22 protein-coding genes are annotated in these 21,161 nt (G+C 64.7%); 7 read left to right on the top strand and 15 right to left on the bottom strand.

Going from position 1 to position 21,161, the window contains the following annotated elements; translation table 11 throughout:
- Positions 1-180: 180 nt before the first annotated feature.
- The 5 genes from ACY9XZ_RS10085 to ACY9XZ_RS10065 form a co-directional block, all read right to left on the bottom strand.
- The gene (locus ACY9XZ_RS10085) at positions 181-492 is read right to left on the bottom strand and encodes a hypothetical protein (RefSeq protein WP_463457482.1); all 312 of its coding nucleotides are present in this window, start codon (positions 490-492) and stop codon (positions 181-183) included.
- A gap of 347 nt (positions 493-839) precedes the next feature.
- Positions 840-1,010 (bottom strand): hypothetical protein, encoded by a 171-nt coding sequence (locus ACY9XZ_RS10080; RefSeq protein WP_463456917.1) that lies wholly within the window; start codon positions 1,008-1,010, stop codon positions 840-842.
- Positions 1,011-1,224: 214 nt separating this feature from the next.
- On the bottom strand, positions 1,225-3,606 hold the full coding sequence (locus tag ACY9XZ_RS10075) for a heavy metal translocating P-type ATPase (RefSeq protein ID WP_463456916.1): 2,382 nt from the start codon (positions 3,604-3,606) through the stop codon (positions 1,225-1,227).
- Positions 3,603-4,376 (bottom strand): sulfite exporter TauE/SafE family protein, encoded by a 774-nt coding sequence (locus ACY9XZ_RS10070; RefSeq protein ID WP_463456915.1) that lies wholly within the window; start codon positions 4,374-4,376, stop codon positions 3,603-3,605. Before ACY9XZ_RS10070 ends, ACY9XZ_RS10075 begins: the two co-directional genes overlap by 4 nt.
- A 1-nt stretch (position 4,377) precedes the next feature.
- On the bottom strand, positions 4,378-4,554 hold the full coding sequence (locus tag ACY9XZ_RS10065; protein WP_463456914.1) for a hypothetical protein: 177 nt from the start codon (positions 4,552-4,554) through the stop codon (positions 4,378-4,380).
- Between the two features lie 166 nt (positions 4,555-4,720).
- Here ACY9XZ_RS10065 and ACY9XZ_RS10060 point away from each other — a divergent pair, with 166 nt between their 5' ends.
- From ACY9XZ_RS10060 to ACY9XZ_RS10045, 4 genes are read left to right on the top strand one after another with little or no spacing between them, the layout of a single operon-like run.
- On the top strand, positions 4,721-5,953 hold the full coding sequence (locus ACY9XZ_RS10060; RefSeq protein ID WP_463457481.1) for a halocyanin domain-containing protein: 1,233 nt from the start codon (positions 4,721-4,723) through the stop codon (positions 5,951-5,953).
- Between the two features lie 4 nt (positions 5,954-5,957).
- The gene (locus tag ACY9XZ_RS10055) at positions 5,958-6,530 is read left to right on the top strand and encodes a cytochrome c oxidase subunit II (RefSeq protein WP_463456913.1); all 573 of its coding nucleotides are present in this window, start codon (positions 5,958-5,960) and stop codon (positions 6,528-6,530) included.
- A complete protein-coding gene (locus tag ACY9XZ_RS10050) occupies positions 6,530-8,218 on the top strand; it encodes a b(o/a)3-type cytochrome-c oxidase subunit 1 (RefSeq protein WP_463456912.1) in 1,689 nt (562 codons plus the stop codon). The genes ACY9XZ_RS10055 and ACY9XZ_RS10050 overlap by 1 nt, the downstream gene beginning before the upstream one ends.
- A 23-nt stretch (positions 8,219-8,241) precedes the next feature.
- Positions 8,242-8,790 (top strand): hypothetical protein, encoded by a 549-nt coding sequence (locus ACY9XZ_RS10045; RefSeq protein ID WP_463456911.1) that lies wholly within the window; start codon positions 8,242-8,244, stop codon positions 8,788-8,790.
- A 5-nt stretch (positions 8,791-8,795) separates the two neighbouring features.
- Here ACY9XZ_RS10045 and ACY9XZ_RS10040 read toward each other — a convergent pair whose 3' ends face one another.
- The 9 genes from ACY9XZ_RS10040 to ACY9XZ_RS10000 form a co-directional block, all read right to left on the bottom strand.
- A complete protein-coding gene (locus ACY9XZ_RS10040; protein ID WP_463456910.1) occupies positions 8,796-10,052 on the bottom strand; it encodes a zinc ribbon domain-containing protein in 1,257 nt (418 codons plus the stop codon).
- 40 nt (positions 10,053-10,092) lie between these two features.
- A complete protein-coding gene (locus ACY9XZ_RS10035) occupies positions 10,093-11,223 on the bottom strand; it encodes a double zinc ribbon domain-containing protein (RefSeq protein ID WP_463456909.1) in 1,131 nt (376 codons plus the stop codon).
- 60 nt (positions 11,224-11,283) lie between these two features.
- Complete coding sequence (locus tag ACY9XZ_RS10030) at positions 11,284-12,483, bottom strand: PP2C family protein-serine/threonine phosphatase (RefSeq protein WP_463456908.1); 1,200 nt, start codon at positions 12,481-12,483, stop codon at positions 11,284-11,286.
- Positions 12,480-13,718: a serine/threonine protein kinase gene (locus ACY9XZ_RS10025; RefSeq protein WP_463456907.1), complete on the bottom strand. Its 1,239-nt coding sequence runs from the start codon at positions 13,716-13,718 to the stop codon at positions 12,480-12,482. The genes ACY9XZ_RS10030 and ACY9XZ_RS10025 overlap by 4 nt, the downstream gene beginning before the upstream one ends.
- Before the next feature lie 56 nt (positions 13,719-13,774).
- The gene (locus ACY9XZ_RS10020; RefSeq protein WP_463456906.1) at positions 13,775-14,959 is read right to left on the bottom strand and encodes a vWA domain-containing protein; all 1,185 of its coding nucleotides are present in this window, start codon (positions 14,957-14,959) and stop codon (positions 13,775-13,777) included.
- Between the two features lie 132 nt (positions 14,960-15,091).
- The gene (locus ACY9XZ_RS10015; protein ID WP_463456905.1) at positions 15,092-15,694 is read right to left on the bottom strand and encodes a hypothetical protein; all 603 of its coding nucleotides are present in this window, start codon (positions 15,692-15,694) and stop codon (positions 15,092-15,094) included.
- Positions 15,684-16,793: a DUF3179 domain-containing protein gene (locus ACY9XZ_RS10010; RefSeq protein WP_463456904.1), complete on the bottom strand. Its 1,110-nt coding sequence runs from the start codon at positions 16,791-16,793 to the stop codon at positions 15,684-15,686. Before ACY9XZ_RS10010 ends, ACY9XZ_RS10015 begins: the two co-directional genes overlap by 11 nt.
- A 108-nt stretch (positions 16,794-16,901) precedes the next feature.
- A complete protein-coding gene (locus ACY9XZ_RS10005) occupies positions 16,902-17,540 on the bottom strand; it encodes an alpha/beta hydrolase (RefSeq protein ID WP_463456903.1) in 639 nt (212 codons plus the stop codon).
- 166 nt (positions 17,541-17,706) lie between these two features.
- Positions 17,707-18,540, bottom strand: a complete 834-nt coding sequence (locus ACY9XZ_RS10000) for a VOC family protein (RefSeq protein ID WP_463456902.1) — start codon at positions 18,538-18,540, stop codon at positions 17,707-17,709.
- Positions 18,541-18,825: 285 nt separating this feature from the next.
- On the opposite strand from ACY9XZ_RS10000, the gene ACY9XZ_RS09995 reads away from it, so the two are divergent.
- Positions 18,826-19,062 (top strand): UPF0058 family protein, encoded by a 237-nt coding sequence (locus ACY9XZ_RS09995; RefSeq protein ID WP_137685002.1) that lies wholly within the window; start codon positions 18,826-18,828, stop codon positions 19,060-19,062.
- A 136-nt stretch (positions 19,063-19,198) separates the two neighbouring features.
- Here ACY9XZ_RS09995 and ACY9XZ_RS09990 read toward each other — a convergent pair whose 3' ends face one another.
- Positions 19,199-19,672, bottom strand: coding sequence for a DUF555 domain-containing protein (locus ACY9XZ_RS09990; RefSeq protein WP_463456901.1), 474 nt, complete (start codon positions 19,670-19,672; stop codon positions 19,199-19,201).
- Positions 19,673-19,913: 241 nt separating this feature from the next.
- Here ACY9XZ_RS09990 and ACY9XZ_RS09985 point away from each other — a divergent pair, with 241 nt between their 5' ends.
- Positions 19,914-20,822 carry a DNA-3-methyladenine glycosylase family protein gene (locus tag ACY9XZ_RS09985; protein WP_463456900.1) on the top strand — a complete coding sequence of 303 codons (909 nt, stop codon included), beginning with the start codon at positions 19,914-19,916 and terminating at the stop codon, positions 20,820-20,822.
- Between the two features lie 6 nt (positions 20,823-20,828).
- Positions 20,829-21,152: an acylphosphatase gene (locus tag ACY9XZ_RS09980; protein WP_463456899.1), complete on the top strand. Its 324-nt coding sequence runs from the start codon at positions 20,829-20,831 to the stop codon at positions 21,150-21,152.
- The last annotated feature ends 9 nt before the right edge of the window (positions 21,153-21,161 follow it).

The raw sequence follows: 21,161 nt of genomic DNA, 5'->3' as shown, positions 1-21,161 counted from the left end.
CGCCGGGTGCGGCGTGACTGTGCTCGATTCTTTGAGTCGCGTCGCCGTCTGTCGATGACAGCGGCGAGGTAAATCCTGTGCATAGGTGTGACTTCCCGGCAGGAGTCGAACCTGCGCCGGGCGGGGACCCGGTTCCGGCTGTTATTTTCGGAAAGGCAGGGCCGAGTTGAAGGGCTGCGCTTACGCGTCACCGGTCACGTCGACGCGGTTGACCGCCATCACGCCGAACCCCGCTTGCAGGAGTTCGGTGCGGCCGTCGGCGGTGTTCCGGTCGTCTTCGACCCGCAGCGTCAGCGACACGTCGGCGTCGACCCGGATGTCGGTCCAGGTCGGCCGGACGCTCGTCACGCGGTCGACAGCCACGTCTTCGACGCCGTCGACGGCCGCGAGGACGCCGGCGACACCGGCCTCGAGGGTCTCGGATCCGCCACGCGGGACGCGCAGTGATACGTCGGCCGATACCTCGGTCGGGGGAGTCGCCTGTAGCGACATAACGCCGACGGCCGGGGTCGAACCGGGCCCGGAGGGCACTCGCCGGTCGAGTCGCGTCGGTCGGGGACTGCGCGGGTGGCGGGCGCGTACGTCCGGCCCGGGGGGCCGGTACAGGATTCCCACACCGAATCGATGGGGAACCCGACGGCTGAGCGGTGGAATGGCTACTCGACACAGTAGGGGGGTGAGCGGCGACATGCCGACAGGCCACACTGGACGGTGTGGACCTGTCAGACGGGAGCGGCCGAGTTGGACAGAGTCCCACCGCTCGACGGTGAGACGGGTCGAATCGCCGCCGCAGTGCAGCGTCCGTGAGTGGGACGCCGGTCCCACGGCGGCGAACCGGTCTACGGTGCCACGAACGGAATCGTCACCGAGCGGGTGTCCGCGGCGGCCCGTTCCCGGATAAGGGGTGCGTACTCGACCGTAGCGTCGAAGCTACGTTCGATAGCCGACCGCCCGCTGTACAGCCAGCGAGCGAACGACGTCGGCGCGGGAACGGGGATTGCGTAGGTCATGGGTCACCACGTCGGTGAATGCGACGTATCTGAACCCTGAACCGGTGATATATTAAATCTGTTTCAGACATGATACCAAATGACAGACAGGTGCGGCGGTCGACAGGGCCGTAGCAATCGACACCACGGCCTCATAGTGATTGTTGCGACTGTTTGCCGCTCCGACCGCACGCTATCGTGCGGTCGATGTGGTACCGACTCGCAATAATCACTATCAGTCGGCCGCTGCTGGTTGCTGTGGCGTGGTTGGGTTCCCGGTGTCTGTCTCACTGTGTGACGCGGTGCCCGCCAGCGTCCGCGTGGAGTTCCCCACGACGAGCAGGCTGCTGGCCGTCATCGCCAGGGCCGCAAACAGCGGGTTCAGAACGCCGAGCAGCGCCAGCGGGAGCGCCACGGCGTTGTAACAGAAGGCCCACGCGAGGTTCTGGCGGACTCGGGTGCGGGTCGCGGCCGTCACCGCGAACACGTCCGGGACGGCGCGCAGGTCGTCCGTCGTCACGACCGCATCGGCCGCGTCGGCGGCCAGTGACGTGCCCGACGCCATGGCGATCCCCACGTCAGCAGCCGCGAGCGCCGGGGCGTCGTTGCTCCCGTCGCCGACCATCGCGACGGTCCCGCGGGACTGGAGTCGTTCGACGACCTCTGCTTTCGCTTCGGGCGGAACCCCAGCGAACACCTCGTCGACACCCTCATGGCGCTCGAACGGCGTGGCGGCTTCGGGGCGGTCGCCGGTGATGACGACGACCTCGCGGTCACGGGCGAGCGTCGAGACGACCGACTCCCAGCCCGAGCGAAGCCTGTCTCCCGTGATCAGCAGGTCCCGTGCTTCACCCTCCCAGCCGACGAGTGTCGGGATGCGCCCGTTCGCGGTGGCACGCTCACACCGGGTCCGGAGGTCGGCGGGCACGTCGAACCCAAGCTCGTCGAACAGGGCTTGCGTCCCGACAGCAACGTGGTCACCGTCGACTGTCGCGCTGACGCCCTGGCCCGGGTGTTGCTCGAATCCCGAGACGGCCGCGTCGGGGACCGACACGGCGTCCGTCACTGCCTCGGCGACGGGGTGGTCCGCGAACTGTTCGACCGCGGCCGCCCGGGCCATCGCCCGGTCGTCGGCCCGCTCCAGCAGTTCCATCTCGCCGGTCGTCAGCGTGCCCGTCTTGTCGAAGGCCACCACGTCCACGTCGGTGGCCGTCTCGAACACCGCGTCGCCGGTGACGACGGTCCCGCCGTCCAGCGCCCGACGGATGCCCGCCGCCGTCGCCAGTGGCGTCGCCAGTCCCAGCGCACAGGGACAGGAGACCACAAGTACCGCTAGCCCGGTCAGCATCGCGTCCGTCGGCGTCGCGCCGGCGGCGAGGTGCGCGCCGGTGGCGATCACGGCCAGAACGACCACCAGCGGGACGAAGACGGCGGCGATGCGGTCGACCAGCCGCTGGACGCCGCCGCGCGTGCTCTGGACCTCCCACAGCAGGTTCGTGAGCCGGTCGACGGTGCTCTCGGCGTCCGGCCCGACGCGCACGACGACGCCGCCCTGCGTGACCAGCGACCCCCCGATGACCTCGTCGCCGTCCGTCTTCCGAACGGCCAGCGATTCGCCGGTGACGAGCGACTCGTCGACGGCGGCGGTCCCCTCGACGACGGTCCCGTCGACGGGAACTCGCTCGCCGGAGCGGACGACGACTTCGTCACCGGCCGATAGCGCCCCCACGTCGACGTCCTCGTGACCACCGTCGGTGCGTCGCCGGGCGCTATCGGCTCGCTGTGTCGTGAACTCCGTGAGCCGGTCCAGCGCGGCCCGCCGGACCCGGTCCTGGTAGTAGTCGCCGACCGAGACGGCCATGACGATGACCGTCGCCACGTCGAAGTACACCTCCGTGTGTCCCAAGATGACGGCGACGACGCTGTATAAGAAGGCGGTCCCGGCGGCCATCGCCACCAGCAGATCCATGTTCGGCCGGCCGGCCCGGAGGCTGACGTAGGCCCCGCGAAGCAGCGGCCACCCGGTGTAGCCGACCACGACGCCGGTCATCACGGCCATGTTCCACAGCAAATAGTCCCCCGCTTGCCCGCTCGGGTCAAACAGCAACAGCGACGGGTCGACGCCGAGGTAGGCGGGGTAGAGAAAGAGCACGTACCACAGCATCGTCATCATCCCGAAGAAGCCACCGACGATGAGACGCCCCTCCAGTTCGTACTCGTCGTCGGTCTCCGTGGCCTGCAAACTGGCGTCGTAGCCGGTGCCGGCCACCGCATCACTGAGGTCCGACTCGGAGAGGGTGTCGGCATCGTAGGTGAGTTTCATCGTCCCCGTCGGGTAACTGGCGGCCGCGGCAGCGACGCCGTCGTGGTTCGTGGCCCGCGCTTCCAGAAACGTCTCGCAGGTCGCACAGTGCATTCCCTCGACGGAGAGGAACGCCGTCTCGCCCCCGGCGTCGTCCGGGTCGGGTCCGGTGTCGGCCGCGTCGCGGGTCTCCGTCGCCGGGTCGTCGAGCGTTCGGGCGACTTCCAGACAGCCCCGACAGCAGAACGTCCCCTCGACGGCGTCGTCAGTGACGGGCGTGTCGACCGGCAGGTCACAGAGCGTGCAGTGGGTCATGTCCAGGGCATCGGCAGGGGTGGTTTCGGGATGGCGATGCCGAACGCCGCCAGCCCGTTCGACAGCGGGACGAGCGCGAGCGCGATGAAAACCACACCGAGTGCCCGGTGCAGCGTCGCGCGGTGGCCCGGCGATAGCGTGCCGAAGGCGGTCCCGTAGGCGAACACCAGCGGAAACGTCCCGAGGCCGAGCGCGGCCAGCGAGAGCCCGCCGGTGAGCGCGGAACCGGTCGCGAACGCGTACAGGAACGCCGGGTAGAGCAGCGGGCAGGGGAGCAGCCCGTGCATCGCGCCCAGCGCGACCATTCCCGGCCCATCGACCCAGCGGTCGACCCGCTCGACCAGCGACGCGGAGAGGCGCTGGAACAGGGTCCCCACAAGCGGGAGCGACCGGGCCACATCGACGGCCTGCCCACGCGAGAGATACCCCAGGCCGACAGCGATGATCGCGATGCCGACGAAAACCCCTACGGTTCCCCGGACGGCAGTCCCGAGGCGTGCCAGTCCGGCGACGTCGTACAGAACGCCGCCGACAGCGCCCAGCACCGTTCCCACGAGCGCATAACTCAGCGTTCGGCCGGCGTTGAACAACGCGTGTTGGCGTATCTCGTGGCCGGACACCGGCCCACCGTCGTCGAGTCTGTCGGCGTAGGTGGTGACTAACGGTCCGCACATCCCGAGGCAGTGGACGCTGCCGACGAGTCCCAGCCCGACGAACGCCGCGAGGCCGGCCGTCTCACCGGAACTCAGCCCCGCCGTCCCGAACTGCATATCAGACAGTGCTCGACTCGGTCGGTTTTGTCATCCAGAACAGGCTGCCGGCGATGATGACGACGCTGATCAGCGAGAGCGCGACGATGGAGCGTCCGGTTCCCTGCATGTAGTACGCGACCGGCGCGAGCCCAAGCAGCACCAGCAACGTTACGAGCCGCGGACTTGACGCAGACATATCCGACCGTACGTTAGAGGGGTTATAAAAATAGCTGGGTCGTTCCTGCCGGCTGAAAACACCATCAGGGGTTTTTTAGGTAATCTGTTATCCTCCCAGATATGGTACGGCACGAAGCTAGATGCAGTCAGCTGCCAGGTTCGCACGTCTCGATGGGGGTGCGGCGATGGCGCTGAGTCGGCGACAGTTCGTCGGTGCCGCAGCCGGGACAGCGGCGTTGGCCGCGACCGGTACGGCGACAGCACAGGAGGAACCGGACTACGGCGGCTGGTTCGACGACGTCTCGAACTACGACGGGACCGTCGACCAGCGGGGACAGGACACCGTTACGATCACCGTCGGCGCACAGGGCAACAACGGCGCGTTCGCCTTCGACCCGCCGGCGGTGATGGTCAGTCCGGGAACGGAGGTTGTCTGGGAATGGAACGGTGAGGGCGGCGGCCACAACGTCGTTTCTGATGGTGACGGCCCGCTCGACTCCGGTGACCCGGTCAGCGAGGCCGGAACGACCTACAGCTACACCTTCGAGTCGGAGGGGATGTTCAAGTACGTCTGTACACCCCACGAATCGCTCGGGATGAAAGGCGCGGTCGTCGTCCGATCCGGCGGCGGTAGCTCCGGTGACGGTGGCTCCGGCGGCCAACAGCAGCAAGGCCCGCCGGAAAACCCGGATTACGGCGGCTGGTTCGACGACGTCTCGAACTACGACGGGACGACGGTCGACAGAACCGACGCCGATAGTGTCGAGATAACGGTCGGCGCTCAGGGGAACAACGGCGCGTTCGCCTTCGATCCGCCGGCTGTCCGGGTGACACCAGGGACTGAAGTGACGTGGTCCTGGACCGGCGAAGGCGGGGGCCACAACGTCGTCTCGGACGGCGATGGCCCGCTCGACTCGGGCGACCCGGTCAGCGAAGCTGGAACCACCTACAGCCATACTTTCGAAGAGATGGGCGTGTACAAATACGTCTGTACGCCCCACGAGTCGCTCGGCATGAAGGGTGCCGTCGTCGTCGGCGGCCCGCTTGATGGCAGCGGTGGCGGCAGTGGCGGAAACGGACAGGAGGGCGGCGGTATCGAACTCTCCGGCCCGCAGTGGCTCCTTTCGGGCTCGGTCCTGCTGGCGTTCTTCTCGCCGCTGTTGTTCGCGGTCGCGATGCGACGCCGCCAGAACGGGCGGCCGCCACAGACGAGCGGAGGTGGCGAGCTACAGCGAGCGACCGGACCGGAACCGGTCGAAGAGGCGGCTGAAACGGAACCGGCTGTCGAACTGGGTCACGACGAGTACGATCCGAAGGGGACGGCGGCGCTGGTCGCGTTCTACTTCGTACTGATCGGCCTGCTGTGGGTGTTCATGTACTTCGTCGAGTTCCTCGGCCGTGTCTCGATAATCGGGTGATACCATGCAGGTTCATAGATTCGAAAAAGTCTGGCTCGGTGCAGCGATACTACTCATCGTCGGTTTCATCGCGACCATCGCCTACGGCTCGGTCGGCGTTGGCGTCGGGATGGTTGACGATGCGGGCGGACAGATAAGCGCAGAAGCGGTACAGAACGGCAACACCGGGACTCAGTTCGACGATCCCGGTGTCGTCAAGGAGAGCGACGACCAGTACGTCGTGTACGTCGTCGCCCGACAGTTCCAGTTCGTGCCCGGGACCGGGGACACGCCGATCCGTGTGCCCGCAGGGGCGAACATCACGTTCAAAGTAACCAGTGCGGACGTGACGCACGGGTTCTCCGTGGTCGAGACCAACATCAACACGATGGTCATTCCGGGCCAGGTCTCCGAAGTCTCGGCCCGGTTCAACGAGCCCGGCAGCTACGGACTCGTCTGTCACGAGTACTGCGGTGCGGCCCATCACACGATGGGCGGTTCCGTGGAAGTCGTCCCGCCGGAGGAGTACGATATGCAGCAAGAGAACATCGAGCAACCCGAAGATGACGCACAGGCACAACAGGAGGCGGATAACTGATGGTGTTCGTCGACTCCTACCCGAAAACGTCGAAGCTGATCCGTAGCGAGTTCCTCGTCTCGTTTATCGCCCTCGGAATCGGTGCGTTGTTCGGCGTCATTCAGGCGCTTCATCGGACCGGCGTGTTCCGGGGCTTCGTCAGCTCGGCCGATTACTACACGATTCTGACGGGCCACGGCGTCCTGCTGGCGCTCGTGTTTACCACGTTCTTCATCGCGGGACTGTTCACGTGGGCTGTCGCTAACAGTCTCGAACGCGAGCTGCCACAGCGCATCGCCTGGTCGGCCTTCTGGATAATGCTCACGGGGACAGTGCTTGCAGCCGTGTCCATCATCGGCGGTATCGTCGGTTCGCCGTCGATACTGGGCCACGATCTCGAAGCGGACGTGCTGTTTACCTTCTATGCCCCGATGAAGGCGCATCCGGCGTTCTACATCGGCGCTGCGCTCATCATCGTCGGCTCGTGGGTCGCCGGCCTCGCGTACTTCAAGTCCCTGTGGGACTGGCGCTCGGAGAACCCCGGTGAGCGCATTCCCCTGCAGACGTTCATGGTCCTGACGACGATGCTGATGTGGTACGTCTCCACTATCGGCGTCGCCGTCGAGGTCGTCGCCTTCCTCATTCCGTGGTCGCTGGGCCTCATCCAGAACGTCGACCCGCTGCTGACGCGGACGCTGTTCTGGTACTTCGGCCACCCGGTCGTGTACTTCTGGCTCATGCCGGCGTATCTCGTCTGGTACACGATTCTGCCGAAGCTGGCCGGTGGGCGGCTGTTCAGTGACCCGCTTGCTCGCGTGGTCTTCGTCGCCTTCCTGCTGCTTTCGACCCCGGTCGGGTTCCACCACCAGTACACTGACCCCGGCATCCCCTCGGGCTACAAGTTCATTGCGATGACGAACACGATGTTCCTGCTGTTGCCCTCGCTGTTGACCGCGTTCACCGTTGTCGCCTCGGTTGAACACGGCGCTCGCCAGCGGGGTGCAAAAGGCTACCTCTCCTGGCTCCGGGAGCTGCCCTGGGGCAAACCGGCCTTCGCCGGCTGTATGCTCGCCGGCCTGATGTTCGCAGCGGGAGGCTTCTCCGGCATGATCAACGCCGGGATGAACATCAACTACCTCATCCACAACACCATCTGGGTGCCCGGCCACTTCCACCTCACCGTCGGGACCGCGTTCGCGCTGACAGCGATGGCCATCAGCTACTGGCTGGTCCCGCAGATCACGGGGAAGAAACTGCAACAGCGCACCCTCGCTGTGCTCCAGCCGTACGTCTGGTTCGTGGGCATGGCAGTGATGTCGAACGCCATGCACCGCGCCGGCCTCGCCGGCATTCCGCGGCGGACCGCCGAACCAACGTACGACGAGTTCGCGTTCGAGGGCGTCGCCGGAACGGTCGGCGAGATGCGCCTCCAGATCGCGATCGGTGGGTTCCTGCTCTTTGTCGGCGCGGCGATGTTCCTCATCGTCATGGCCGACACCCTGCTCTCTCGGCGCGGCGGAACGCTGTCGGTCAACGGGACGATTCCGGAGCCCCTGTCCGGCGCGGAACACAGCCCACGCGTCCTTGACAACTACAAGCTCTGGACGGCGATCGCCCTGCTGCTCATCGTCATCGCCTACGGACCGCCACTGGCCAGTATGGTCGCCGACGGACTGCTCGCGCCCGGTAGTCCGCCGATTCCGGTCTAACATCACTTCACTACTCTCTCATCATGTTGGACGACGTCGACGGTCCGGAGCAGAAAACGCTGCTACGACTCCTCATCATCGTCGGGATCGGCTTGCCGATTCTCATCGAAGTCGTCACCTTCGGGAGTATGATGGGGCATCACTTGATCGGAGACACCAGGGGAGAGGCTGTCCCTGAAACGCCGACCGCGGAGCAGGCCGGTGCCGGCGTCGGCGATCCGATTCTCGAATCCGCGGCGGTCTCAGCCCGTATCGAGGCAGCGTCTGTCGTCACCGCGGACGAGGGGTGGCGGTTCTCCCTCACGGTGAATGTGACGAATACCGGGTCAGACCCCGCGGCAGTTCGTCTCGACAGCGTCACCACCCGCAACGGAGAGACGGTCGAGGGGGCAGGGAGCACCGGAAAGCTGACCGCCGACCAGTCTGCTGACGTGACCAAGTCGTGGCTGCTTCCCCCGGGCGAACGACCGGACACCGTCTCTGTAACGGTGTTCCAGTATCCGGACGGGGAGTCAGCACAGTCGACACAATACACCGTTGAGATCGGTGACATCCCCGTTTCGAACCGCTAGCCACCTCACCCGTCGACGGGGACACCACAGGACGGGCAGGTGTCAGCGTCGGGCGGGAGCGACTCGCCACACTCGCTACAGTACGACTGGCCGGCATCGCGGCTATCCGGTGTGAAGACGGCCGTGTCGTCCATCCATGCCTCCTCGGTCGCCGAAGGGGTATCGTCCGTCCCGGCAATCTCCGGTTCTGTACCGCTGTCTCTGGCCGCCGTCGCTGATCCGGCATCCTCGTCAGATGGCCGTTCGTTGTCCTGCGCCGATTCGCGGGCAGGTGGTTGCGCCTGTGGCATCTCGTCGGGCGAGAACACTCGCGTCCCGGTGTGTCCCGATGGCTCCGCGTCGCTGTCATCAGCCACGGTGTCGGTCTCGCCCGTAGTCTGTTCCGGGGAATCCGATTCAGCATCCACATTGCGGTCAGGGGCTGGAGTCTCGTCTCCGTTTCGCGGCCCGCCGACCGGTGGCATGATCGGGAACCGCTGGTCCGGGCGGCGCTGTGGGTTCGCAAGCGGCGCGCGGCTCCTGACGACGGCCCCGGCGAGCAGTTGGAGGGAGAGGTACACGCTTGCCAGCACGCCGGGAATGGCGATGAAGAGGGGCGTCGCCTGGGACGGCTGTACGCCCGTCAGTTGCAGTGCCGCCTCGACAACGGGACCGACGCCAGCCCGGGTCAGCCACGGGGACAGCGCCGCCAGCGCACCGGGCGCTGTGGCTGCCTGCACGAGCCAGCCGGCACCCAGCGAGAATGCGCTCACGAACACCAGCAGCGACAGGAGCGGCGGCAACGAAAACGTGTACACGCGGTGTCCGTAGGCGACGGTCCGGGCGACCAGATGGACTGTCCCGAACAGTGCTACCACGGTGAGCGGACGCCGCTGTCCGAATGTGATACTGAGAAATAGACAGCCGAGGAGCACACTACCAGGAACGACCAGCAGCAGGCTCGGGTGATCCAATCGATACGCATCGGTGAGGTTGCCGTAGCTGTTCCGAAGCCGTCGGTTGAGGAGGACCACGGTAGCCAGCGACGGAACGGCGAGCCAGACAACGGCGGCGAGAACAGTGTGCAGGGAGACAGCACCCACACCGGGTGTCGTGAAAACAGTACGTTCGAGCCCTGTGAGCGTTTCCAACAGCAATCCAGTTGCGAGCACCCAGCCGCCGTAGGCGACCCATGCCAGACACGTGCCGGCGAACAGCCAGGTTTCGGCTCGCAGTAGTGCGGCGGACTCGCGGAATTCCGCCCCCAGTCGACCACGCTCCATTGGCCTGATGTTTCCCGACCGACCGCTTAATTATGGGTGGTTACGCCGCCCGGATCGTCATCGTGGCGACGCCCGACAGTTCGAGTTCATCGCCCGGTTGGATCGGTTTCCGGTCGCCTTTCTGCAGCGGCGTCTCGTTCAGCCGCGTCGGGTTGTCCCCGAGGTCGACCAGATAGTACCCCTCCGGTTTTCGGTCGAACCTGACGTGTTCGCGGTGGATCCGAACCGCTTCGTCTTCCGGTCGCCCGGCGTCCAGGAGCGCCGCCCGGATCTCCCGACCGATGCGGTCCCCGTCTTCGACGGTGATATCACGCCCCTCGACCGATAGAACGAGTTTGTCCGGTACCGTCGCGTCGTCGGAAGACTGTGACGCGAGCGTATCGACAGCGTTGTCCGCGGCCGCTGTCTCGTCCACTGCCGACGTATCGGACGCCGTGTCAGTGGGCGACGTGTCGGCTGTCGAATCGGTGGTCGTCGTGGCAGTATCACCGCGGTGGGCGTCTAAGTTCTCCCCGCAGTTGACACAGAAGCTGGCGTCGTCATCGACAGCGGTGTCACAGGACGGGCACGCCTCGAGCGACCCGTCGGCCCCCGGCGTAATGTCCTGTACGTCGGCACCGCAGTCGACGCAGAAATTCGCGTCGGCGTCGAGTTCCCGGTCACAGTCCGGACAGATAATCGTCGCTTCGTCGTCCGTTTCCGGGCTTTCGTCGGACGCTTCAGCGAGCGGATCGGAGTCTCCGGATTGATCCGGTTTATCGTCGGCTCCGTCGGCCCCTCCTGCGTTCGGCCCGGCCTGGTTGTCGTCCTCAGTGTCGTCTTCGGTGTCCCGACCCGTAGCCGTCTCCGAATCCACGTCTCCGGTCTCGGCTGCCCCAGTGCCCGAAGCCCCGTTCTCTGCTGTTTCGTCGCCACCACTATCGTCGACGTTGTGTCCAGCCACAGTGTCGGCATCGTCGCCAGCCCCCACCGACCGGGTCGCCTCGTTCGTGCCTTCCGCAATCAGGTCAGCGTCCTCCGGCACCCCGTCGTCGGTGTCGGAATCAGCGGCGGTGTCGTCAGTGTGTTGCCACTCACCACAGTCCGGGTTTGTGCACCACCCGCCGGCGACTGTCGGATCGAAGTCCTCGTCGCATATGGGGCATTTTACCGTGCGGTCGGATTCAGGCATGGATTTCGTTAGATACTACAGAGCCGAGAAATAAAATACTTGTCCCACGAAACTTTCTCTCTACTCGTCTGTCATAATAACCGTGTCACGCTCGGAAATATCGAGATCTGGGTCGATATCCCGAACCGGCATTCCGCCGCTCTCCGGTGTTTTCGGGAGCGCGCTGTCAGCGAACAGGAGGACGGAGATGTTGTCCTTCCCACCGCGGTCGTTTGCCAGCGACACGAACTCCCGACTCGCCGCATCAAGCGACGGCGCATCGAGGACCACGTCCCGGATCTCGTCGTCGGTGACGACCGCCTCGCGGATGCGGTCGGCCACCGCGTCGGCGCGGTCCGCGTCGACGTACTCCTCGTACAGGTCCGGCGCGTCGGTCTGTGCATCGATGAGTCCGTCACTGGTCACCAGCACCGTATCTTCCGCGTACAGTCTGACCGTCCGTGTGTCAACCTCGACGGTCGCCTCGTCGGGGCCCTCGTAGCCGGACCCGCCCAGGGCGCGCGTGATTTCGTTCCCGTTCGGATGGACGTGTGCCTCGACAGGATCGATTTCGTCGCTGTCGACCCACTCCTGAACCACAGCGTGGTCCTTTGTCAGCGGCGAAACCGTCTCACGAGCACTGTTGACGACGTAGGCCCGGCTATCGCCGACCCAACCATAATGCAGCTTCCCGTCGGCGTAAATCCCCGCAACGACCGTCGTGTACGATTGGGTCCCGGCCTCGTCGGCGTACCGGATGATCTCGCGATGGGCCGCCGTAATCGCCTCGGCAACGGCGGCTTCGAGTTCTCGCTCGCCGGGCGGGTCGGACAGCACGTCACGGGCCACATCGACATCGAAGCCACCGGGATAGCTCCGGGCCGTTCGGATCGCCACGGGCGCGAGGTGTTCGGCCACGGTGGTCGTCGCGATGTACGACGCGATGTCGCCGGCGTCGTGTCCGCCGGCACCATCGGCGACCACGAACACGCCGGCCGAGCGGTTCATCGGTCGGCTGTTGCCACCGATGTCGGACGTGTCCGCGTCGCCGGTGTCGGACGCGTCCGTACCGTCATCGGTGTCCGCGGCCCCCGCAGTATCGGAACTCCCGTCCGCTGTTTCGTCATCGCCTGCCGTGTCTGGATGCGGCGACTGCGGCCTGTTCTGTCCCCGGTAGCCATCGCGATGCCCCTCCTCGAACACCGTCATCGAGACGCTGTCCTCGTTGATGCCCTGTCCTCGCTTCCTGTCGCCGATGTCGTAGTTCGTGCTGTATCTCATGACTCCTCCGGATGGAACTCGAACGTGACCCCGTAGGTCGGATGGACCAGCGACACCAGATCGCCGTCCGTGAGTTTCACCGACTCCGGCGGGACGTTTCCGTGCCTGTCTGTCGGGTCCTCGCCTTCGGATCGCAGGCGGTCGCGTCCGGGCGCGGAGAGGACCCGCTGCCAGCCGGCCCCTTTCTGGACGAAGGTGCCGTTGAGACTCCGGTCGTGGAGGGACCAGTCGCCGCCCTCGATGTCGAACTGCACCTGCACTGAGGAGATGTACTCCCCCTGTGGGTCCTCGATTGTTATCGACGCCGGGGGACCGCTCGCACCCTGTCGCCCGATAGTGTCGCCCGGTTCGACGGTGAACTGCCTATCCGCCTGGATATACGTCACCGACGCCGTCGCGGGCGGCGTGGGGTCTCGCCGTTCGAGGACCTCCTTGAGGACCGTCGCGTTCCGGTACCGGTCGCGGTAATGTGTCTGCGTGGCTCGTTCGACGATTTCCGCCAGATAGTCGTCACAGTCGGCCCCGAACGCCTGGGGGTTCACGCCGTCTTTCTTCGGGACGCTGCCCTTGAGCAGGAACAGGAGTATCTTCCCGATGGAGTACACGTCCGACCAGGGGCCCTGACGTACATCGGTCCGGCTAGCCTCGGCGACTTCGCGGGGCTTGAACGGCCCGAGAATCGTCGTTCCCGTGTTCCCGGAGGCGGGGTCACCGCTGGTGTCGAACCCCGTCGCCGTGTTGAAATCGATGAGCGTGGGCGTGATATCGGGCGTGAGCATCACGTTCTCCGGTTTCAGGTCCCGGTAGACGATCTCGTTCTCGTGGAGAAACCCCATCGCGTCACAGAGGTCGATGCCGATCTGGCGGACCTGCTCAGTATCGTCGATTGGCCCATGTTGGCCGATGACCTCGTCGAGTTCGATCCCGTCGACGATCAGCTGGACCACCAGGAACGGGACGTCGCGCTCCGTGACCTGGTCGTAGTAGTCCATCACGTTCTCGTGGCCGCCGGCCCGGCGGATGCGCTCGAGCGAGCCGACTTCCTTTTTGAAGTACTCCTCGATGATGTCGGGGTCGTTCTGGGACTCGGTGTAGTTGGGGTATTTGACTGCGACCGCCTCGCCCGACTCGGTGTCTCGCGCACGAAACGCCTTCGCGAACCCGCCTTTGCCGAGGAACTCTTCGAGTTCGTACCGGCCGGCGATGACGTCACCGCTCTCAGGTTCCCAGGCCATGCGTCAGTCGTTGCTCCAGCCTGTGAGGACCCCACCGACATTGCGGGCCGTTGCAGTCACTTCTGGATACCCTCGTCAGTGACGATCTTCGTCGCCTTGTTCTGCTCCTCGCGCCCGCCTTCCATCACGATCTGCGTCTCCCGCTCCGCGGTCCGGACGGCCTCGGTGTCCTCGCCGTGGATCCGCGTCATCCGTTCCAGTTGGGTCTGTGCCTCGGCGACGTTGCCCTTCCCGAGTTCCGTTTTGATGACCGTCTGGCGGTGGTCCACATCGACCTGTTCGTTGTGTTCGGCCAGTTTCGCCTCGTCGTCGGTGTAGTCGACAGTGATTGATTCCCGAGTCGTCTCACCGGCGGCGTTCAACGTGACATCGGCCAGGGACACTGAGTCCTGGGGGTCGTTGGCCGGTGCGTGGATCTTCAGCACGACTCGCTGGGTCTCCCGGTCGAGCAGGTCGGGCAGCGGCACAACGGCCGTGTTGTCCTCCCAGTCGGGAGTCACGGACTGGGTCTGTGGGAGCGAGCGGTACACCTCGCTGACCTCGACGCCGTCGGCCACGTCGAGTTCGAGGCGGGCGTCGGGAGCGACGACCGTGCCGGCCTCCTCGACCGCGTCGCCGAAGAACGACTCGATGTCACCCGCGGCCGCCAGATGGGTCCACTCGCCGCGGGCGACGGTACCGAGCGTCCGAATGGTCTCTTCGCGGTAGTCGCTCCCGATGCCAGCCGCCTTGATTCGGATGCCCTCACTGTCGATTTCGCGTGCCAGCGCGCCGAACGCTTCGGGGTCGTGAGAGTTGTCTTTCCCGTCAGAGAGGAGCAGGACCCGTCGAGCCGTGCTGTCGTCGCTCGGCAAGCCCTGCAGCGATGCCTTCGCCTCCAGCAGGCCGCTGTACATATCCGTGCCCCCACCGGCGGAGATGTCAGCAACCGCCTCTACCGCCGTTTCGCGCGAAATAGCCCCCCAGCGCGTCGGCGGAAGCACCGTCGTGACCTCGTTGTCGAAGGCGATGATCGAGATGTAGTCGTCCTCGTCGAGCAGTCCGAACACCCACTCCGCGCCCGCGCGTGCCTGCTCGATGTCGTCACCGGCCATCGACCCGCTGGCGTCGATACAGAGGGCGATCTGTCGCGTGGGTTGTTCCTCCAACCGGCCGGGCTCGACGTCGATCTCAGCGGTCAGTTTCGCCCCGCCCGTCGGCACGTAGGGTCGGTTGACCTCGCTCACGACAGTAGCGGTCATACTGGTAGATGGGTCGTAGGAAGTAATTATATGTTTCCCCCGAATCGAGGGAAAAAAGTACCAGTCCCAGAATCGTCCGGTAGCTCGCAGCTACGCTCCGATCTCAGCAGTAGGAACTGGCTACTTCCCCGATCACGCTGGCTCGACCCGGCTGCCGACCCACAGAAGCGCGCCGAGCAGTGCCACGACAGTGATGGGAAGCAGCCACTGGAACACCGAGAGGATCCCAGCACTCGCCTGGACCCCGACGACGAGCAGGATAGTGGGACCACAGCAGGCGAATCCGGAGAGCAGTCCCGGCAAGCCCGCCACGGTCCCCGCGCCCGGACTGAGGCGGCAGGCCGACGGACCGCGCCACACGACGACGGAGACGGCGAGATTGAGTCCGACCAGTACGGCCAGGAGGCCTCCGAGAAGCATGTTCAGCGGCGCGACAAGCAGTTCCACGGGGCCGGCGACGATCAGCGCGACCGGTTCCCACTGGAACGGGCCGACCTGCCGAAACGCGCGGGTGAGCGGATCCTTGACCACTGACATCGTAAACCCCGGCCGGCCGAGGCCGAGATGTCTGAGGCCGACGAGATACAACAGGAAGTAGACCAGTCCCGTCCCACCCAGCGTCACCCGTCCATCGCGGCGAGTAAGTGCACCACGAACTGCGATGCTCGTGTTCCGGAGCAGGCCTTCGGCTCTTGCAGCCGGGCCGACCTCGTCCGTTGGACTGTCAGTCGACATACCCACTCCCCGGATAGAAGCCGGCCCAGGCGAACCACATCGCGTCGAAGGCCAGCGAGCGGTCGAGCGGAAGGGAATCGGCAGCGTATCTCTCCCCGTCGACCGTATAGCCGTCATCCGTCGCCTCAACCGTCACCGACTCCGGATTCAGGTACACATAGCCCGTTGCGAGGTCGCTGTCGGCGACGGCGACGTACTGCGTGTCGTCAATGCAACCGGTTAGCACGCGCTGACTGAGCAGCGTCTCCTTGTCGAACGCTATCGCCCCCGTCTCGGACCGGGTCCCGATAACGACGGCCTTCGGGTGAGCGCGGCTGTCACCTTGCAGCGGCTCGAACAGCGTCCGGCTACTCGAATAATAGCCGCGTTTCTCGTTGTACTGGCCGTACGGGTCGACGCCGTAGCGCCGCGAGAAACCGGTGTCTTCGGTCAAAACTGTCGTCTCCGGATAGGCCCTGGACCAGCGGTCCCACGTAGTCCAGATGACCCGGAACTCCTGTAACGACTCGCCAGTTAGTGGGCCTTTAATCGCCGTAGCCAGCATCTGTGGCCACCAGCTATCGGTGCCCCGGTCGTACATCGTCAGATTTGAGTTCACCAGTCGACCGGAGACGCCAAACTCCACCGGGCCACGTTCGAACCCCTGAGCAGTGCCCGTCAGCGGGCAGTACGTGACGGCGACGGGGTCGCCGGCGACGGTGTCGTTGACGATCTCGTGGTGGACGAGGATGTACTGCGGATACGCTTTCGCTTCCCCGTCGCGGACCACACCGAACACCGGGTCGTCCGGGTCGAGCGTCTCAGGCGGCGTGTCGGCGAACGTCGGCTCGTCGATGGCCGGAATCCCGTCTTTGGAAACGCCGCCGCTCACAATGTTGTCTTCGAGCGTCTCGGTCTCGTAAGCCAGATACGGCCGGCTGTCGGATATCGGCGGTTCTGGCCCGTCGTTCCGGTCGGTCACCGTCGATGCCGTGCCGGTTCCCGTACCGGATGTCGAACCGGCACCGGAATTCGAACCGTCGTCTCCCACACAGCCCGCGCTGCCGAGAGTGACACCGGCTCCGAGCGTCGCGAGAAGGTGCCGGCGGGAGAGGTCCATAACATGTGTGAGTTTCCCAACCACTAAACCTCGCGGTGAGGGGGCGGTAACTCCCTGAGCGGCCGCTCAGCAGGACACGCCCGTAGCCGAGCTACCTGGCCGGACCCCTTAGCTGACGAGGTCAGCGACCAGTGACGAGACGTACTCCAGTTCGTCCTCGTTCACGCCGTGGCCCATCCCCTCGTAGAGGCGTTTCTCCACGTCCCCGTTCAGTTGCTCGAAGACCGAGGCGGTAACGTCGACGCGCTCCTGCGGGATGTGCGGGTCGACGTCGCTACAGCCCAGGAACACCGGCGTCTCCTCGACGTCGCCCTCGTACTCGCTTTCGTCGATGGTTTCCCCGATGAGGCCACCGCTGAGGGCTACGAGGCCGCCGTAGCGCTGCGGATTGCGGGCGACGAACTCGCTCGCGAGGCAGGCTCCCTGAGAGAAGCCCAGAACGAGCACGTGGTCGGTCGGAATCCCGGCTTCCTCGGCCTCGGTGATGGCGTCCGCGATAGCCTGCAGCCCCGATGTCCGGCCGGGTTCGTTCTGGTCGACCGGTGAGAGGAAGGAGTTGGGGTACCAGGTGTTGCGCGCGGCCTGCGGAGCGAGCAGTGCCAGCCCGTCCGCCTGGAACTCCGCCCCCATCTGGATGATACTCCTGGCAGTCGCACCCCGCCCGTGGACCAGCACCGCTGCCGCGCTCGCTTCCGACAGCGAAGTTCCCGCGGTCACGAGCTGTTGGTCCTGATGGGGACCGCTCATCGCGTCCCCTCCGGCTGTCGGCCCTGTCCGGTCAAGCCCGCTCGGTCGGTCCCAGTTCGCGTTCGTCCGGCTTCGGAAGCCAGCCGACGTGTCGTGTGCATACCACAGGTAGCGCACGGAGACACTTGACTGGACACATCAGTCAGTGGATCGAAACGTCCCGTGGTCAGGTTCGCAGTCGGAGTTCGATGTCGTCGCCGTCGCGCACCGTGAGACCAGTAGGGGTTTCGGAGACGGTGTAGTCGGTCCGATTGAGGCGCTTTCGCGTTGCATCGAGGGTCGCCTCGTCGGGGAGCCGAATCTCGAACCACGCCAATCCCTGGCCGTGGTGTGGTTCGGATCGCCCCTGCCAGACGTTGGCACCGATGTGATGGTGGTATTCTCCGGCCGCCAGAAACACCGCGCCGTCGTACATCGCCCTGACCCGCAGTCCGAGCGCATCAGCGTAGAACGACTGGGCTGTCTCCACCGACGAGACCTCCAGATGGATGTGTCCAATATCGGACTCAGCGGGCATCGACTGTTCGCCAGCCCCGGCGGCCGCAACCGCCTGAGTATCGAGGGGCTCCGTCACCATTTCGACGTGACCTGACGGTGTCTCCTTCCACGACGCCCGCGGAAAGTCCCGGTAGATCTCAACGCCGTTACCGGCCGGGTCCGACAGGTACAGTGCCTCGCTGACGCCGTGGTCTGACGCGCCGGCGAGTGTCCATTCGGAGTCGATACGGCGGAGTACATCGCCCAGCGCCGCCCGCGACGGAACGCGAAACGCGACGTGATACAGCCCAGTCCCCGCAGGACCTCTGGCCGGTGCATCCGACTGCTGGATCAGGACGAGAAGCTCCTGTCCACCCGCACCGAGTAGTGTCCGGTCCGCGTCCGAGTCCAGGACGTCCAGCCCGACAATATCACGGTAGAAATCGACAACCGGTGGTAGGTCATCGACAGTCAGGGCTACCCGACCGATCTCAGTTTCCGATGGGAGAGTCGCTTGGGCCATACTGATGGTAGGCGTAGCCACCCCATAATCGTGGTTGTCAGCCGCCGTCGTCAGCAATGAGATCGAATCGGCAGTCTGTCGCCCCGGCCGGTCTATCAGCGTGGCGTAACTCCAAGTTGGCTTGCGGGACCCCCTCCGGAGGCATGGTAAAATATAGTTTAAAATATATACAATGTATTTCACTGCGTGAAATAATCATAAACTATTACGTAGTAAAGGCAGGGTCGTGTGTTAACCTTCATCAGAGTAGTACTATAACCTTCCAGTTGTTACCTTGGGTTGACTATGAAAAAGCAGGAGCTCATTCACCTTCACGGCCTGCTTGCACAGGTACAGAACCACTACGAAGCCGAATCCGGGACGGAAGTGGACCACGACGAATACGAGGAACTCGGTGTCAAGCCGACATCGATCCACAAATCGAAAACAGACCACAAGGCGGCTGTCTTTGCGATTGCTGACGGTATTGCGTCCGAAATGTCTGACGAAGCCAAAGAGCCTGTTTCTGCCGCCGCGGACTAACGGTTGTCCGTAGTATCTCTGCAGTCGTCCCGTACAGCGATGCCATTAGGGGCTGTATAACGACTGTCGGATTGGTGTCAGAATCGCCATACGTCAGGGGAGAGAATGGTTCCGGTCGGCCGCTCGGTGAGGGTAGTTACTCGTCGATTAATTCCTCGAACTCGGGTAACACGTCGTCAGATTCGTCTTCGGACCCGCCCGACGGCGGATCGTCGGCCTCGGCTGTGGATTCCGTAGATGAAGACTCGTCTTCAGTTGTCTCGTCGGATTCCTCCGGAATCTCTTCGATTTCGAGCACGTCAAGCGGGATGTTCTCAAGCCGCTGCCCGATCTCCTTGCGAGCGATTCGGGCGGCGTGTTCGTCCCGTTCGACGTTGAACACGGTCATTTCCAGTTCGAGTGCGACGAGACTCTCATCGGCAGCGAGAAACGCAGGTTCCAGTGTCTCACCGCAGTGTGGGCAGTGCCGGTCCCCCATGTTGATCTCGACGTAGTTGAGGTCGGGATTCAGCATCTCTCCCGTCTTCGAGATGGCGATGCGAACTGCCTCATCCGCAGACGCCACGTCGTACACTGGGACTGCGGCCTCGACGACAACTCGGCAATTCATGCTAGAATGTTCGTTTTCCAATATAATGAAGGTTAGCCCTGAAACAGTGTGTATGTAAATCCCCATATAACGGGGTTTAGGGCGGTGGAAAACACTATCCAGCGGGACGCGGGCAAGCGCCGCAAAACGTCACGACGACAAAAAACAGTGACAGGTGGGACCGGCTAAGTGGACTGGTCCGCCGGGGCGACGCGGACGGAACTCGTAACGCCATTACCTCCGAACCCGTACGTACAGGACAATGGAACGGGGCGTCATTGATGTCGAGTCGCTGGCCGGCGGTATCGACTTGCAGGCAACTGTCGAGAGCGGGCAGTCCTACCTCTGGGACCGAGCGGACGGCGAGATGTACCAGCGTGACGGGGCGACCGGTAGCGACGCGTGGTACTGGACCACGATCCGCCACAGCGAGTCGCCAGCGGTCATCCGCGTCCGCCAGCAGGACGGCGTCCTCGAATGGGAGTCCTCCATCGACGCCGAAGCGGACCTCAAACGTCTCCTCCGACTTGCGGACGATCTCTCCGTGATTCGGGAGACGGCCCCGGACGACGACGTGGTCCAGTCGGCCTACGACGCGTTCTGGGGGATGCGACTGGTTCAGGACCCGCCGTTCGGGTCCCTCATTTCGTTCATCTGTTCGGCACAGATGCGCGTCGCCCGGATCCACAGTATGCAACAGGCGCTCCGTAGTGCGTTCGGCGAGGAAATCGAGTTCGACGGCCGAACGTACAACGCCTATCCGACGCCGTCGGCGCTGGCCGACACGACCGAACAACGGCTCCGGGAGCTCGGGTTGGGGTATCGCGCGCCGTACGTCCAGCGCACGGCGGAGATGATCGCCACCGGCGAGGCCGACCCGGAGGACGCCGTCGGCCTCGACTACGAGGACGCCAGGGAGTCGCTCACTCGCTTCGTCGGCGTCGGGGACAAGGTCGCGGACTGTGTGTTACTGTTCTCGCTTGGCTATCTCGAAGCGGTCCCGCTAGACACCTGGATCCGCTCGACCATCGAAGAGTACTACCCGGACTGTGAGCGGGGCAACTACACCGATACGTCACGGGCCATCCGGGCCGCGCTCGGCGGGGAGTACGCCGGCTACGCACAGACGTACCTGTTCCATTACCTCCGAACCGGCAGCGACGAGAACTGAGGCGGCGTGGCGGCAGCCGACAGTATAACGGAGCATGACGGTAAACCACCGGATATGGCTCGCACGCGAGCACACGTATTCGTCTCCGGCCGCGTTCAGGGCGTCTACTACAGAGCGACCACGCGGGAGCGCGCACAGGACCAGGGTGTCGACGGATGGGTCCGCAACCTCGACGACGGCCGCGTCGAGGCGGTGTTCGAAGGCCCGGAAGCCGACGTGGACGCGATGATCGATTTCTGCCACGACGGGAGCGAACGGGCGGACGTGACCGACGTGGAAGTCGAGTACGAGGACCCCGAGGGTATCGACGGCTTCGAGGTCCGCTGGTAGGCCGCCGTC

This window comes from Haloarcula sp. HT12 (genome assembly GCF_055271655.1).
This window is presented reverse-complemented; position numbering and strand designations above follow the sequence as displayed.